Origin of the sequence: Piscibacillus salipiscarius, from assembly GCF_042685285.1 — a bacterium.
Lineage (GTDB): Bacteria > Bacillota > Bacilli > Bacillales > Alkalibacillaceae > Piscibacillus > Piscibacillus salipiscarius.
This window is the reverse complement of sequence record NZ_JBHUMZ010000025.1, coordinates 58,613-72,741: the sequence shown is the minus strand read 5'-3', so window position 1 is coordinate 72,741 and position 14,129 is coordinate 58,613. Positions and strand designations below refer to the sequence as shown.

16 protein-coding genes are annotated in these 14,129 nt (G+C 39.0%); 11 read left to right on the top strand and 5 right to left on the bottom strand.

What is annotated here, in order from left to right; all coding sequences use genetic code 11:
• The first annotated feature begins 39 nt into the window (after positions 1-39).
• The 5 genes from metX to trhO all read left to right on the top strand — a co-directional run bounded on the left by metX (position 40) and on the right by trhO (position 5,192).
• Positions 40-1,077: a homoserine O-acetyltransferase MetX gene (gene metX, locus ACFSW4_RS11660; protein WP_377329456.1), complete on the top strand. Its 1,038-nt coding sequence runs from the start codon at positions 40-42 to the stop codon at positions 1,075-1,077.
• Positions 1,078-1,100: 23 nt separating this feature from the next.
• A complete protein-coding gene (locus tag ACFSW4_RS11655) occupies positions 1,101-2,420 on the top strand; it encodes an O-acetylhomoserine aminocarboxypropyltransferase/cysteine synthase family protein (RefSeq protein WP_377329454.1) in 1,320 nt (439 codons plus the stop codon).
• Positions 2,420-3,406 carry a homoserine dehydrogenase gene (locus ACFSW4_RS11650; RefSeq protein WP_377329452.1) on the top strand — a complete coding sequence of 329 codons (987 nt, stop codon included), beginning with the start codon at positions 2,420-2,422 and terminating at the stop codon, positions 3,404-3,406. The genes ACFSW4_RS11655 and ACFSW4_RS11650 overlap by 1 nt, the downstream gene beginning before the upstream one ends.
• A gap of 153 nt (positions 3,407-3,559) precedes the next feature.
• Positions 3,560-4,066: a hypothetical protein gene (locus tag ACFSW4_RS11645; protein WP_054754632.1), complete on the top strand. Its 507-nt coding sequence runs from the start codon at positions 3,560-3,562 to the stop codon at positions 4,064-4,066.
• Between the two features lie 148 nt (positions 4,067-4,214).
• Complete coding sequence (gene trhO / locus ACFSW4_RS11640; RefSeq protein WP_054754631.1) at positions 4,215-5,192, top strand: oxygen-dependent tRNA uridine(34) hydroxylase TrhO; 978 nt, start codon at positions 4,215-4,217, stop codon at positions 5,190-5,192.
• A 36-nt stretch (positions 5,193-5,228) separates the two neighbouring features.
• Here the strand turns inward: trhO and ACFSW4_RS11635 are convergent, their stop codons facing one another.
• The 3 genes from ACFSW4_RS11635 to ACFSW4_RS11625 all read right to left on the bottom strand — a co-directional run bounded on the left by ACFSW4_RS11635 (position 5,229) and on the right by ACFSW4_RS11625 (position 8,442).
• Positions 5,229-6,641 carry a PH domain-containing protein gene (locus tag ACFSW4_RS11635; protein ID WP_377329450.1) on the bottom strand — a complete coding sequence of 471 codons (1,413 nt, stop codon included), beginning with the start codon at positions 6,639-6,641 and terminating at the stop codon, positions 5,229-5,231.
• A complete protein-coding gene (locus ACFSW4_RS11630; protein WP_054754628.1) occupies positions 6,634-7,116 on the bottom strand; it encodes a PH domain-containing protein in 483 nt (160 codons plus the stop codon). Before ACFSW4_RS11630 ends, ACFSW4_RS11635 begins: the two co-directional genes overlap by 8 nt.
• Before the next feature lie 108 nt (positions 7,117-7,224).
• Positions 7,225-8,442, bottom strand: a complete 1,218-nt coding sequence (locus ACFSW4_RS11625) for an MFS transporter (protein ID WP_377329448.1) — start codon at positions 8,440-8,442, stop codon at positions 7,225-7,227.
• A 212-nt stretch (positions 8,443-8,654) separates the two neighbouring features.
• Between ACFSW4_RS11625 and ACFSW4_RS11620 the strand changes: the two genes are divergently transcribed.
• The 5 genes from ACFSW4_RS11620 to ACFSW4_RS11600 all read left to right on the top strand — a co-directional run bounded on the left by ACFSW4_RS11620 (position 8,655) and on the right by ACFSW4_RS11600 (position 11,193).
• A complete protein-coding gene (locus ACFSW4_RS11620) occupies positions 8,655-9,011 on the top strand; it encodes a PadR family transcriptional regulator (RefSeq protein ID WP_054754627.1) in 357 nt (118 codons plus the stop codon).
• The gene (locus ACFSW4_RS11615) at positions 8,980-9,654 is read left to right on the top strand and encodes a DUF1129 family protein (protein ID WP_377329446.1); all 675 of its coding nucleotides are present in this window, start codon (positions 8,980-8,982) and stop codon (positions 9,652-9,654) included. Before ACFSW4_RS11620 ends, ACFSW4_RS11615 begins: the two co-directional genes overlap by 32 nt.
• Positions 9,655-9,730: 76 nt before the next feature.
• A complete protein-coding gene (locus tag ACFSW4_RS11610; protein ID WP_377329444.1) occupies positions 9,731-10,378 on the top strand; it encodes an SDR family oxidoreductase in 648 nt (215 codons plus the stop codon).
• A 15-nt stretch (positions 10,379-10,393) separates the two neighbouring features.
• A complete protein-coding gene (locus ACFSW4_RS11605) occupies positions 10,394-10,846 on the top strand; it encodes a DinB family protein (RefSeq protein WP_377329442.1) in 453 nt (150 codons plus the stop codon).
• 95 nt (positions 10,847-10,941) lie between these two features.
• On the top strand, positions 10,942-11,193 hold the full coding sequence (locus ACFSW4_RS11600; protein WP_377329440.1) for a hypothetical protein: 252 nt from the start codon (positions 10,942-10,944) through the stop codon (positions 11,191-11,193).
• On the opposite strand, the gene ACFSW4_RS11595 is transcribed toward ACFSW4_RS11600, so the two are convergent.
• Positions 11,160-11,786, bottom strand: coding sequence for a zinc dependent phospholipase C family protein (locus ACFSW4_RS11595; RefSeq protein WP_377329438.1), 627 nt, complete (start codon positions 11,784-11,786; stop codon positions 11,160-11,162). The two genes, ACFSW4_RS11600 and ACFSW4_RS11595, sit on opposite strands and share 34 nt — an antisense overlap.
• Positions 11,787-12,097: 311 nt before the next feature.
• Complete coding sequence (locus ACFSW4_RS11590; RefSeq protein WP_377329436.1) at positions 12,098-13,651, bottom strand: catalase; 1,554 nt, start codon at positions 13,649-13,651, stop codon at positions 12,098-12,100.
• 113 nt (positions 13,652-13,764) lie between these two features.
• Between ACFSW4_RS11590 and ACFSW4_RS11585 the strand changes: the two genes are divergently transcribed.
• Positions 13,765-14,100, top strand: coding sequence for a DUF3888 domain-containing protein (locus ACFSW4_RS11585; protein WP_054754457.1), 336 nt, complete (start codon positions 13,765-13,767; stop codon positions 14,098-14,100).
• Positions 14,101-14,129 lie beyond the last annotated feature (29 nt).

The window sequence follows — 14,129 nt, the reverse complement described above, 5'->3', positions numbered from 1 at the left end:
TTTTTAGTTTCTTAAAAAGGTTTGGAAGGAGGGATGGTTATGAGGTATCAAACAGGAACGGTAACTATTCCGAACTTTAGTTTAGAAAATGGTGAGCAGTTTCGTGAGGTTGAGCTTGCTTATGAAAGAAGTGGTCCTGAAAATGCACCAACTATTCTAGTTTGCCACGCATTAACCGGTAATCAATTTGCGGTGGGTACAGATTCGAAGCCTGGATGGTGGAGAGGGTTAATTCATGAAGGCGGATATATTGATACTCGTTATTATCAGGTCATAGCATTTAATGTGTTAGGCGGATGCGATGGTTCTACTGGGCCAGGTTCCGTAGGAGCAGATGGTGAACCATACCAAAATAATTTTCCATCATTAACGGTAAGAAATTTAGTAGAAGTTCAATTTGTTGCGCTTAACATGTTAGGCATTGATCACTTAAAGGCTGTAATCGGCGGCTCGCTTGGTGGTATGCAAGTATTAGAATGGGGACTTATGTACCCAGATTTTATGGATGCGATATTTCCAATTGCGGTCACCCCAACGTTTAGCGACTATGCGATTGCGTTTAATCACATTGCTAAGCAAGCTATCAAATATGACCTTAAGAATAGCAGCCAACCTGAAAATGGTTTGAGCTTGGCGAGAATGGTCGGAATGGTGACATATCGATCAAATGAATTATTTAGTAAAAGGTTTGCGAGAAGTCAGGTAGAAGGTGAGTTTGATGTTGAATCTTACTTAGACCATCAAGGGGAAAAATTAGCAAAGAAATTTAACCCTTATAGTTATTTGAGATTACTCGACGTCATGAACAGTCATGATATTACAAGAGGCCGAGGTAGTTATCAAAATGCGATACAACGCTATGACGTTCCAGTCTTTGCGTTAGGCTTTTCAAATGACTTACTTTACCCGCCAGATGAGTTAAAAAGGTTTGTCATGGATATTGAAGATGCTGGGGGTTATGCTGAATTCTGTGAAGTAGATACGATGTTTGGTCACGATGGGTTTTTAGTTGAATTTGAAAAGTGGGGACCATTTGTTCAAGACAAATTATCATCATTGATGGCAAAAGCCGTTTAAATACAAAAAAGGAGCGATTGTAAATGACTGAGGAGAAAAAATATCGATTAGAAACAGTGAGCATTCACGGAGGGTTAGAGGCAGACCCAGCGACGGGTTCAAGAGCGCTGCCTATTTATCAAACGAACTCTTATCAATTTAATAATACCGACCATGCGGCTGATTTGTTTGCGTTAAAAGAGCAAGGTTTTATTTACACGCGTATTGGAAATCCGACGGTAGGAGCTTTGGAGGAACGTGTAGCTCAGCTTGAAGGCGGTGTGGGTGCATTGGCACTATCAAGCGGGATGGCAGCGATCTCAACAGCTATTTTTAACATCGCAGAAGTGGGCGACGAAATTGTTTCGGCGTCAACATTATATGGTGGTACTTATAATTTGTTTTCAACGACGTTACCGAAGCATGGGATTAAAACGCATTTTGTGGACCCGAAAGACCCTGAGAATTTTAAAGAAGCGATCACACCTAAGACGAAGGCTATTTTTGCAGAAACAATCGGAAATCCAGGACTTACGGTTTTGGATATTGAAAGAGTGGCTGAGATTGCACATGAAGCTGGAGTGCCGTTAATTGTCGATAATACATTTGCGACGCCATATTTATGTCGCCCGTTTGATTTTGGAGCAGACATTGTCGTTCACTCAGCGACGAAATGGCTTGGAGGTAATGGCACGACCCTAGGTGGAATTATAGTTGATGGCGGTAAATTTGACTGGAACACAGATAAATTCCCAGGATTTACTCAGCCAGACCCGAGCTATAACGGAATTGTGTATGCTGAGGCCTTACCTGAAGCGGCTTTTATTACAAAAGCACGTGTTCAGTTACTGCGTGATACTGGTGCAGCACTAAGTCCTTATAATGCTTTTCAAATTGCACTTGGGATTGAGACATTGCATGTTCGTTTAAAGGAGCATGTCGCCAATACACGTATGGTAGTCGAGTATTTAGAAGCACACCCTGGTGTTGACTGGGTGTTATATCCTGAGCAAGAAAGCCACCATTCTTCTGAACTCGTGAATAAATATCTCCCTAAAGGTGCAGGTTCAGTCGTGGTGTTTGGCATTAAAGGAGGCCGCGAAGCAGGAGCAGAGGTCATCAATAACGTAGAGTTATGGTCACACTTAGCAAATGTCGGCGATGCGAAAAGCTTAATTATCCATCCTGCGAGCACAACTCACCAACAATTAAGTGAAGAAGAAATTAAATCAACTGGTGTAACTGAAGATCTTATCCGTTTATCTGTTGGAATTGAGCATATCGATGATTTGTTGGGTGACCTCGAACAGGCGATTGAGATTGCGACTGGTGAAACATCTAATAAGGAATTCGTGAAGGCGTGATGCGTCCGATTAAAGTCGCTATTTTGGGTTTTGGAACGGTGGGTAGTGGCGTTTATGAGTTGATAGAGACCAAGCAAGATCTGCTTGAGCAACTTCTTGGGGGACCAGTTCGCGTGGATGCAGTTTTGGTTAAAGATGTTGGGAAAAGCCGAACAATTCATGATGACGTTCTAGTTACTGATGACTTCAGTGAGATTTTAAGATTGCCTGAATTGGATGTAGTGATCGAAGCCATAGTTAATGTAGAGCCTGGTTATACGTATTTGAGAAGGGCGATTGAAGCTGGACTTTATGTCGTGACGGCGAACAAGGAGCTTTTTGCAAATAAAGGCTTTGAATTGAGGCAGCTAGCTGAAAAGAGGGGAGTAAAGGTGTGCTTTGAAGCGACTGTTGCGGGCGGCGTACCGATTATTGGAGCTCTTAAGCAATTACTTAGATTCAATCAAGTTGTGAAGGTTGAAGCGATTTTGAACGGAACGATGAATTATATTTTGACGAAAATGCGAGAAGATCAGGTGTCATTAGAAGAGGCATTGCTGCAGGCTCAACGTTTAGGATATGCAGAAGCTGACCCGGCAAATGATGTTGAGGGATTTGATGTGCTGTTTAAGGTTGTGATTTTATTAGAGTTATTAACTGGAAGGAAAATTGACTGGGATCTAGTGCGATGCTCTGGGATTAGTGACATAACTCCTGCTGACATCAGTCAAGCATCGGTTCGTGGTGAGCGCATCAAGCATGTTGGCAGTCTTGTAGTTGATGATCAAGGGCAGGTCGAGGCTGAAGTCCGGCCAGTTTCTGTAGGTGAATCACACAAGTTGTATGCCATAGAAGGAGTCGATAACGCGATTGTGGTGACAGGTGATTTAACAGGAGACTTAGTTTTTCAAGGGCCAGGAGCAGGTAAGTACCCAACAGCAAGCATCATGATTGAGGATCTTGTCTCAATTTTTCAGTCCATTAAAAAGGCTGCAGTAAGTCGGTGAAAAAGCGTCCGCGGACGCTTTTTTATTTTGTATTTCTATATTTCAATTAACCTAGAAGGGGGAGAAGTATGATGGTGGTTAGAAAGAGCTTTTTAAGAATTTTCTGTTGTAACAATTCTTGATATATCACGTCTCATTTATAGGAGGGATATGATGAAGAATAATAGATATGTAAATACACGGACAACTAAAAGGCTGCAGGTTACAATTGCGATATGTTCTATAATTTTTACAATCGGAACCGCTCTACATAATTTTGTAATAATTAATACACCTTTAATTGAAACTATGATGCAAATGGCAGGGGCTTCAAATTCAGAAGAGGAGGCTGCTAGCTTTACAAGTGGTTTTAGAATAGTAGGGTGTGTATATATAGTCGGGAATGCTCTAGGAATATTAGCTTTTAAAAGTCAATCGACATTATTATGGTGGATTATACTTGTAGTTAATTTCACACAAGGTTTGGGGTTTATTATGATTCCATCATCCATGTGGGTGGCCGCTTTAAATGAATATGGTTTATGGGGAATTTTACCAAGTGCTATCACAGATGGTGGCGCGATTTTAATAGCTGGTTTAATGATTTATACAATGATAAAGTACGGTTCAACTTGGGGCAAAAAATTGATAAAAGGATCCGACTCTTCAGAAGGTTATTAGACCAATTCCTGTCCTCAGACGGGTTTTACCCACCTTAAACAGCATTTCCCAATTGCAAAATCACCCATTCTGTTGTAAAATTTATGGTTGGAAAAATCCATTCTACGTACTTATACGTAAGAAAATTAATTATGAGGTGGTTTTATTTATGGGAGATAAAACTTATCGCGTATTACTGTATTATAAGTACGTTCACATTGACAATCCAGAAGAGTTGACGAAAGATCATCTGAAATTCTGCAAGGATTTAGGTCTTAAAGGACGTATCTTAATCGCGGAAGAAGGTATTAATGGTACGGTGTCTGGTACCGTCGAACAAACAGACAATTATATGGAAGAGCTTCGTAGCGATCCGCGCTTCAAGGATATTGAGTTTAAAATCGATGAAGCGGATGGACATGCGTTTAAGAAGATGCATGTGCGTCATCGTTCGGAGATTGTGAGCCTTCGTTTGGAAGATGATATTGATCCGAATGAACTGACGGGCAACTATCTTGAGCCTAAAGAGTTCAAGAAATTACTAGAAGATGAGAACACGATTGTGTTAGATGCGCGTAATGACTACGAGTATGACTTAGGTCATTTCCGTGGTGCGATTCGCCCGGACATTAAGACGTTCAAAGAACTTCCTGATTGGGTTAAAGAAAATAAAGACATGCTGGAAGGTAAACAAATTTTAACTTACTGTACAGGTGGTATTCGCTGCGAGAAATTCTCTGGCTGGTTGAAAAAAGAAGGCTTTGAGAATGTTAACCAACTTCATGGCGGTATTGCCACTTACGGTAAAGACCCAGAAGTTCAAGGTGAGCTTTGGGACGGTCAGATGTACGTGTTCGATGAGCGTATCAGCGTTCCGGTTAACCAGAAAGAACACGTTGTGGTTGGTCGTGACTACTTCACAGGTGAACCTTGTGAGCGTTATGTGAACTGCGCGAACCCAGTGTGTAACAAACAAATTCTATGCTCTGAAGAGAATGAACACTTCTTCATGCGCGGTTGTACACATGAATGCCGCACAGCTGATCGCAATCTATATATTGAAGAACACGACTTATCAGAAGAAGAAGTTCAAGAGCGTTTAGACAAAATAGAAGAATATTATTCTGAACAAAAACAAGAAGCTTAAATATAGGAAAATCCACACGCTAAAACGTGTGGATTTTTAATTTTCAAGCCATTTAATAATCTTATTGTGTTCTTTCTCATCCAATTCTTTAACCCATAAATGACGACCAGATTGTTTGCTTAAAATAGACACTTTGAGTTGAGCTAATCCTTGTTTGCGATGCAGAAAATGGTGGATCCATTCTACTGATTGAATGCGCCTTTTGGGAATTAACACCGTCTCTTTACTTAATATCCTAAAACGAACCGACAAGTACTGATCATTGATTTGATAGCCTGCATCTCGATATCTCATCCATCCCATCCATAAACTTATGGCAACCAAAATAGCTGCAATCATCCACCAGTTTTGGAAAAAGATCAATGTAACCACTAATAGCAAAATCGGGATTGCCACGGCTCGGATTAAATAATAACCAATCGCACGTTTCGGAATCGAATTAAACTGTTTAGGAAGAGCATTATATTCAGGCAAAATATTTTCTAGAAAACTGTCAATTTTCTTTTTCCTTATAATCGGAAATAATAAAGTATGAGCTTCCGCTGTTTTACCGATTTCACCACCTGCAATGACGACATAAATGGTTGCAAAACCAAAAGGCTGCCGGATGATGCTTTCTTCAATCCCAATAGCTTGTATTCGTTTAAGCGGGATTGTCATCTGTTTTTTCTCAAGTAAACCGCGAGTGATGAATAGTTCATGTTCATAACGGGTGATCTGGAAGTCGCCATACTTAATCAGCGAACCTAATATTCCGATGAGCCATAGAAAAATCACAATAACTAGTGCAATCACAATTAATGACTCGATAGCCTGAGCGAGTAACCAGCGAGTTGTTGCGTCATAGAATGTATCAGGAATAATGTTTTCAATTTGACTAAATGCTGCCCCAAACAACCCTAAAATAACACCAATGCTACCAGATGTTGCTCCTGCTATCCATAAATCTTTTTGATTTGCAGTTCGTTTAAAGTAATCATGTGTCTCTTCAACTTGATTATTACCCTCATCAAAATTTCCTTTTAACATCTCCTGAATGCGAAGGCCTTCGTCATATGTAACAGCACTAAGGTTAGCATCGACATTTTTATCACTACCAGCTGTTTCTAGATCAACCTTCGTTAATCCAAATGGCCGGTGAAAGATGCCTTGAGTTAGATCGATCGACTGGATTCTATTTCTTGATATGTAACGATCTTTCCGTATGAAAATCCCATGTTTAATATGTATTTGCTCAGGTGAGACTTCGTATGTAAAACGTAACCAGGATAATGCACCTAACACAATAAATAAAACGACTAGACCTAATAAACCTAGTAACACGTAATTTAGATATCCATCGCTTAGCACAACCACCGCAAAAGTTATAATAAAGTATGATGCTTGTTTAAAAAGCTTAAAAACATTGAATAGAATAGCAAGAGGGTTTAGGCGCTTTGGATTAGACATCATCTTGTTCAACCCTTGCTAACTCTGAAATTAAATCTCTTAATTCAGCAGCCTCGCTTTCTCGTAAAGCAGGAATTTCATGAGTTGTGGCAGCTGTGGTAATAGTTAAAGTCGCAAGTTTATATTTTGATAGAATTGGGCCTTGCTTGGTATCAACGTGCTGTACGTGAACCATCGGGATTAATGTCTGCGTCACGATGAGGACTCCGTGCTGTATGAAAATTTCCTCATTCAACACTTCATATCTCCACCTGCGCCAGCGAATCTTAGGAAACACAAATGGAGATAAAATTAAATCTATAATCGTTAGTACCGTTATTAGAATAGGAATCCATAATGATAAAAAGCTGAACTCATAGTATACATACCAAGCCCCAATACTCAATGCAACTGGGATAAGTGAAAAAATAATTGCCGTGAGTCTCCATGCACTAATTGCTTCATCAGCTATGCGCTGATTAGGTGGTCGTCTCATAAACATCGTCCTTTATGTAAAAAATTCACTTCTTTAATTGTAACAGAAAATACCAATTATTAATGATTGAATTAAAAAAGCACTTGGAAAATCTCCAAGTGCTAACGCCTATTTCATCGTTTCTTTCATGCGGATAGCCCTAAGGCCAGCTAAAAGTGGGAGGAGGGCAACTAACCCAATCGCCCAATCAACATCTAGTAAATCCGTAAATAAACCAGCAAACAGGGCGCCAAACGCATACCCACTATCTCGCCAGAAGCGATAATACCCAAGTGAGGTCGCTCGCCATTTAGGGTGAGAAGCGTCACCAACGGCTGCAATAATTGTTGGGTAAACCATCGCGGTTCCGATTCCTAAAATCACAGCTGCTGTAAGCCAAAGAGCGTACGTATCCACTAATAAAAACATCCATAATGCTAAGGCTTGATTGATCATCCCGCTTACTATTAACCCCTTACGACCAATTTTGTCGCTCCAAATTCCCGTGAACAGCTGAAAGAAACCCCATGCAGCAGGGTAAACAGCAACGACGGTTCCAACTTGCCCAACTGTAAGGCCACCAGCAGTTAAGAAGACAGGGAACAGTCCCCATGCCATTCCGTCCTTTAAGTTAGTCGATAACCCAGCAAAGCTTAATGTTGAAAGTTCGCGATCCTTCCAAGTTGTTTTCTTAAAAACTTCTTTGGCATCGAAATCTTCTTTTTCTTCACCATCATGGCTGTCGGACTGCGCCTCAATATGTCTTTCAGTATCTTTTGCAAATAAAGATAAGATAAAACCAATCACGACAATTCCAATACCAAGATAAAACGGTTCTGGGCGAATTGAAGTCTGTGATGCTACATAACCCGAAATTCCGGCCATTAACCCGACACCAATATAGCCTGCAAACTCGTTGAATCCAACAGCGATTCCCCGTTGATTTCCTCGTGCTAAGTCAATTTTCATATTTAGCGTCATAGACCATGTAAGGCCTTGGTTAATACCAAGTAAAATATTCGCAACGACGATTACCCACCAGGCGTGAGCAACGATCACTAAAATCGGAACCAAAAGGCCAATTCCCCACCCAACTAGTAAAACCTCACGGCGACCAAAACGATCAGCGAGGCCACCAGCGAAAAAGTTCATCGCTGCTTTGGAAAAACCGAAGCTCACGATAAATGATAACGCTGCACTAGCTGAGGCTAATCCGAAATGCTCTTCACCAATAATCGGAAGGACCGTTCGTTCAAGCCCCACCATAAAACCAACAAATAAATTAATAAAAACTAATAATGTAAATTGAATGATATTCTGTTTAATTCCAATGTGTGTTTGACTCATAGTGCAACTCCTTTTAAACAATCCAATACTATTGTAAAGATGATTTCAAAAAAAGTCATTTATTTCGAAAAAACTTGCCAAATAAAAAATTTTTATTTAAAATAAACTCAACTACTTTGTATAACAAGATAGTTATTTTTTTAGATTTACTATTTGGTTTTACAAGGTACTTAGCTTGGTAAACTATATGGTTATGCAAGGTAGGTGAAAAGATGGCGATAAGAAGTCAATTATTAAAAGGGATTTTAGAGGGGTGTATTCTGGCGATTATAGAAAAACAGCCTGTTTATGGATATGAGTTATCAGTTAAACTACAGGACTTTGACCTAGAGGTGAGTGAAGGCTCCATATACCCAATTTTATTAAGGCTTCAAAAGGAAAAATTAATTAGAGGTCAAATGGAGAAATCGCCAAGTGGTCCGAATAGAAAGTATTATTATTTAACAGAAGATGGTCAAAAGTCACTTGAAGAGTTTAGACATAATTGGGAGTGGATTAAAAAGCCGGTTGATCACATTTTAAGAAAGGGGAGAGGAAATGAACACAAAACAATTAATCGAAGAAAATAATCAAAAAAGAAAACACTTAACAAAAGAGAATAAAGATTATTATGAGGATATGCTGGTTTATATAAGACTTGCTTACGATAAATCTGAGGAGGAAACAGAAGAGGTACTATCGGAAATGTTAGACCATTTATTAATTGCACAAGAAGAAGGAAAAACGGCTGAGGATATCTTCGGGCATGATAAAAAAGCCTTTGCTGATGAAATAATTTGTGAATTACCCAAGATGTTAACTAAAAATCAACTCTCACTTATGTTCATGGGAATATTTTTCTTTCTTGCAACGGCTTTAGGAGCATCAGGGTTATTTGATACGATTGCTTATCATTTATTTAACTTTGGCTCTTTGTATAAGACCTATTACTTAGGTACTGAAAGCGTCAACCTTGTTTTATCGATTATTTTTTCTCTATTATTTTTAGTGTTGATTTTGCAATATCTAAAGTGGTCCTCCATAAAGAATCTTAATTCAGTAGTTGAATTTTTAGTAACGTGGATGATCGGGGTTATGACCTTCGGGGTCTTTTTCGTAATATATTATTTTATGCCTGATTTTGGCTATACCTACCAAGTGCCAGCTTATATAAAAATCATAATTGGTGTAGGATTTGCAATAATTGGATATATAATCAATAAACGCCGCTAATCATCTCTTTTGATAAGAAAATAGTTTTATGAAATACTTTTAAGTAGGTTCTAATTTAATAAAAGGAGCTGATTAAATGAAAGTATTAGTTGTCGGAGCAAATGGGCAAATTGGAAAACAAACAACAGAGATGCTACAAGAACATAACGACCATCATGTTAGAGCGATGGTACGTAAGGAAGATCAGCTTAACGAATTTAAAGATAAAGGTATCGAAGCAGTACTGGCTGACTTAGAAGGACCTGTTGATCAGTTAGCGCAAGCTGCTGATGGCTGTGACGCTGTCATATTTGCAGCAGGTTCAGGTGGCAAAACAGGTGCCGATAAAACATTACTCATTGATTTAGATGGCGCTATTAAAATGGTTGAAGCTGCTGAAAAAGCAGGTGTTGAACGCTTCTTAATGGTCAGTGCGCTTCAAGCTCACAATCGTGAAAATTGGAATGAGAAAATTCGCCACTACTATGTCGCAAAACACTATGCTGACAAAGCTTTAGTTGAAAGTTCACTTAATCATACTATTGTTCGTCCAGGTGGATTGCTTAACGAAGAGGGGACAGGTAAGGTACGCGTTGCTGAAAATCTACCTGAACGTGCTACGATCCCACGTGAAGATGTTGCTCGTGTACTAGTAGCTTCTCTAAATGAAGAAAAAACGTTCAATCGTGGGTTTGATTTACTTTCAGGGGAATACTCTGTTGAAAAAGCATTAAGTACACTGTAATCGGGAGGTTTAATTATGTCTAAAGTAGAGAGTTTTTTAAACGATTGGTTAAATCATCGGGAAAAACTTGAGGCACTTCTTGAGAAAATTGATGATGAGCATGTTCACTATAAACCGTGGGATGGAGGGATGTCTCTTGGGACATTAGCACTTCATGTCGCTTTAGCAGGTGATATGTTTGCCAATATGGTAAAAACGGAAAAGATGGAAGCGCCTGATATGCCTAAGTTCGATACGATGGATGAGGTGCGAGAGAAAGTTAAAGAGTTAACTGAGAGTACAAAGAAAAAGATTCAAGAAATGACAGATGAAGAACTCGATCAACAAAACGAGGCTGAGCTGCCGCAAATGAAGGGGACTAAATTTAATTACCTTCAAGGCATGTACGAACATGAGATTCATCATAAAGGTCAGCTGTTCATCTATGCTAGAATGGTTGGAGTTAAGGACGTTCCATTTTTTAAATAAAAAATGTGCACACCCTGTAAGAAGGGTGTGCATTTTTATTTCATGATTCACACAGTTTAGTGCAAACTAACCTTAAGAGGTGAAGGGTTATGCACATGGATGGTCAAATTATCTCTGGAGACTATGATCGCCAGAATCATGAATTTTCAATTAAAAGTATTAAGCATTTATCGACTGAATCAACTATTACAGAACAGGAGTTAGGACTTCTCCATGATTATCTGTCAGCTCACTTAGATGAAGGTGGACAGATCCTATCTTTAAATGATCAAATACTTGTTAAGTTAAATGAAGTAGAAGTTCAGCTCATTCTTCAAGATTTAGATGACATTAAAAAGTTGTTTTGAATGTGATAAATACTTTTCTGAATAGAGGTCTCAACGTATCCTAATAGTTGGTCAAAGGTAAAAACTTGTAAATCTTCATATAAGTCAGGTTCTGGATAATCGATGTCCTTTAGTATGTATGAAATAAATGTCCTAATATCATCCGATGATACTTCATCCGTTTCCTGATTAATTCTAGCATTTAAGAAAATCTGTTTTAAAGTCGTCTTCAAATTATAGTGCTTAATTAATTTAGCATTTAACAAGCGAAAATCATTATGATATCTGTAGAAGATTTCATCATCATGGTCTAAGCGGTTTTTTAACCAAGATAATGCAAACCCATGTAGCCAATTATCATCGGCAATTAAGTGCGTATAATAACCTAACATAAACGGCTTATGTAATTGATTTTTATATTTTGAAACGAAGCGTTCAACCTCAATTTCTTTGGAAAAGTCCTCCATACTACCTTTATAAAAATGAGAAGCATCTTTATTTGTAAGAGCTGCATCTGCTGCTATACCGCCAATAATAAAGGAGTCTAAATCATTAACTTCAAAGTATTTCCCCACTTGATGTGCAATGATCGCGTGCATGATTCTCGAACCCATTATTTCTCCTCCTGAAAAATTGTCTCTACTTACTACATTCTATAATAGTTTAAGCAGTCCTTCTATTCCAACTTTTACCTAAGGAAAAGCACCAACTGGATTATAGCCAGTTAGCGCTCAGAAAAGAAAAATTTTGTTTAACTATGCCTCAGAGTATTTTTCTGATGTGAACAGTCCACCCAAAAATACGGACAGTTTTCTTTAGGATGCGGACAATCCGGCTTTAGATGCGAACAAACCACTTGAAAATACGAACAGCTTTCCCCTGGATGCGGACAATTCATCCGTGGATACGGACAGTTGCCTTATGATTAATATGGATCTGAAACGTGACCTAATTCTTGCGCATCGTGAACAGCTTCTTCTTTTTCATTATTCGTATTCATTTTCTCTAAGCCTTCCTTAACACGTCTTCCGTATTCCTCATCGGCTTGTGTCAAGTTTTCAATCATTTTATCTTGAATTGGCTTACGACATTGAGATAATGCTCCAACTAAGTTATTGATTAGATCCTCACGTTCCCAATCATTTAAACGACGATAGGTTTCCCCAGCCTGACCGAAGTTATTTTGACGCTCGATGGGCTCTCTAACAATATTTCCTTCTACATGAGGTGTGTTTTCAACACCTGGGTTTTTAGCTTCTTTTAAACCGTTAAGGGTTGAAGGTTCATAGTTAATATGAGGATTCTTCTCTTCAGCATAATCCATTCGATAATCCATTTGACCACCATTTTGGTTTGTGACAACACGCTTGATCGGACTATTAATTGGTAACTGCAAATAGTTTGGACCAACACGGTAACGCTGAGTGTCAGAATAAGAGTACGTGCGGCCTTGAAGCAGCTTATCATCTGAAAAGTCTAGTCCGTCTACTAAAACCCCTGTACCAAAGGCCACTTGTTCTACTTCTGCGTGGTAGTTTTCAGGATTTTTATTTAAGACCATTTTACCGACCTTATGCCAAGGGAACTGGTCTTTATACCAAAGTTTGGTAGGATCTAACGGATCAAAATCAAGCTCTGGGTGCTCGTGGTCTTCCATAATTTGAACATATAGCTCCCATTCTGGATAGTTGCCTTCTTCAATCGCATCATATAAATCCTGCGTTGCATGGTTGAAGTTCATACCTTGAATTTTGTTAGCCTCTGCTTGAGTTAAGTTTTTAATACCTTGAACAGGCTCCCAGTGATATTTGACTAACACGGTTTTTCCTTCTTTATTCACCCATCGGTAAGCGTGTACCCCAGAACCTTGCATTTGACGATAGTTTGCAGGAATTCCCCACGGTGAAAATAAGAATGTAATCATATGTGTCGCTTCTGGAGATGCACTAATAAAGTCGAACTGACGCTCTGGATCTTGTATGTTTGTCACTGGGTCAGGGAAGAACGAGTGTACAAAGTCTGGGAACTTTAGTGGGTCTCGTATGAAAAATATCTTCAAGTTATTCCCGACTAAATCCCAGTTCCCGTCTTCTGTATAAAACTTCACCGCAAAACCGCGCGGATCACGCAATGTTTCAGGTGAATGCTTTCCGTGGTTTACCGTTGAAAAACGAGTAAATACAGGAGTGCGTTTACCTTTCTCAAAAACCTTAGCGCGGGTGTACTTTGAGATTGGCTCACCATTAATTTCCCCGTAAGATTCAAAGTACCCATGCGCTCCAGCCCCACGCGCATGCACAATTCTCTCTGGAATTTTCTCTCGGTCAAAGTGACTGATTTTTTCTAGAAAATCATAGTTTTCAAGGACTAATGGACCACGATTACCAACAGATCTTGTATTTTGGTTATCCGTAACAGGATGGCCCTGCTGGTTCGTCATCTCTTGCCTGTTTTCTTTGTCTTTTGGGTGTTCTCTCATTGTAAATTCCTCCTTTCACATTCAGATGTTATTTTTGCCAACAGGAGAAAAATCATACAGCATTCATAATTAATGAAAATTAGTTCAGTTTAGTAAGTAAAGAGGTGATTTGAATGAGAAAGGTCTTATTACTAGTTGGGATTCTTCTTTTCCCAGCTTACGGCAATGTATCAGCTGAATCGAATTTGGAGGAAAGCTTAATTTTAGAACTATTAACGCCATATGTTGAAGACGCAATTGAGGAATTTTATGGGCAAACGAGAGATTATGATCAAGAAAATATCGTGGAACTGGAAAAATTGGATGATTGTCAAGGCTGCTTCTTAGCAACAATTGAAGTGCGTACGCAAATTCAAAGTTTGGAGCCACCGTACGTAACAGATCAGATTTCTATCGATGTAAGAAACGGTAATGTCACCATCGTAGATTATGTTCATAAAAGTGAATGACTTATGAGGAAAATTTTAATTTTATAAGA

Excerpts from the sequence above, each read along its gene's own strand:
- metX (WP_377329456.1), top strand. The coding sequence starts at position 40 with ATGAGGTATCAAACAGGAACGGTAACTATTCCGAACTTTAGTTTAGAA.
- ACFSW4_RS11655 (WP_377329454.1), top strand. The coding sequence starts at position 1,101 with ATGACTGAGGAGAAAAAATATCGATTAGAAACAGTGAGCATTCACGGA.
- ACFSW4_RS11650 (WP_377329452.1), top strand. The coding sequence starts at position 2,420 with ATGCGTCCGATTAAAGTCGCTATTTTGGGTTTTGGAACGGTGGGTAGT.
- ACFSW4_RS11645 (WP_054754632.1), top strand. The coding sequence starts at position 3,560 with ATGAAGAATAATAGATATGTAAATACACGGACAACTAAAAGGCTGCAG.
- trhO (WP_054754631.1), top strand. The coding sequence starts at position 4,215 with ATGGGAGATAAAACTTATCGCGTATTACTGTATTATAAGTACGTTCAC.
- ACFSW4_RS11635 (WP_377329450.1), bottom strand. The coding sequence starts at position 6,641 with ATGTCTAATCCAAAGCGCCTAAACCCTCTTGCTATTCTATTCAATGTT.
- ACFSW4_RS11630 (WP_054754628.1), bottom strand. The coding sequence starts at position 7,116 with ATGAGACGACCACCTAATCAGCGCATAGCTGATGAAGCAATTAGTGCA.
- ACFSW4_RS11625 (WP_377329448.1), bottom strand. The coding sequence starts at position 8,442 with ATGAGTCAAACACACATTGGAATTAAACAGAATATCATTCAATTTACA.
- ACFSW4_RS11620 (WP_054754627.1), top strand. The coding sequence starts at position 8,655 with ATGGCGATAAGAAGTCAATTATTAAAAGGGATTTTAGAGGGGTGTATT.
- ACFSW4_RS11615 (WP_377329446.1), top strand. The coding sequence starts at position 8,980 with ATGAACACAAAACAATTAATCGAAGAAAATAATCAAAAAAGAAAACAC.
- ACFSW4_RS11610 (WP_377329444.1), top strand. The coding sequence starts at position 9,731 with ATGAAAGTATTAGTTGTCGGAGCAAATGGGCAAATTGGAAAACAAACA.
- ACFSW4_RS11605 (WP_377329442.1), top strand. The coding sequence starts at position 10,394 with ATGTCTAAAGTAGAGAGTTTTTTAAACGATTGGTTAAATCATCGGGAA.
- ACFSW4_RS11600 (WP_377329440.1), top strand. The coding sequence starts at position 10,942 with ATGGATGGTCAAATTATCTCTGGAGACTATGATCGCCAGAATCATGAA.
- ACFSW4_RS11595 (WP_377329438.1), bottom strand. The coding sequence starts at position 11,786 with ATGGGTTCGAGAATCATGCACGCGATCATTGCACATCAAGTGGGGAAA.
- ACFSW4_RS11590 (WP_377329436.1), bottom strand. The coding sequence starts at position 13,651 with ATGAGAGAACACCCAAAAGACAAAGAAAACAGGCAAGAGATGACGAAC.
- ACFSW4_RS11585 (WP_054754457.1), top strand. The coding sequence starts at position 13,765 with ATGAGAAAGGTCTTATTACTAGTTGGGATTCTTCTTTTCCCAGCTTAC.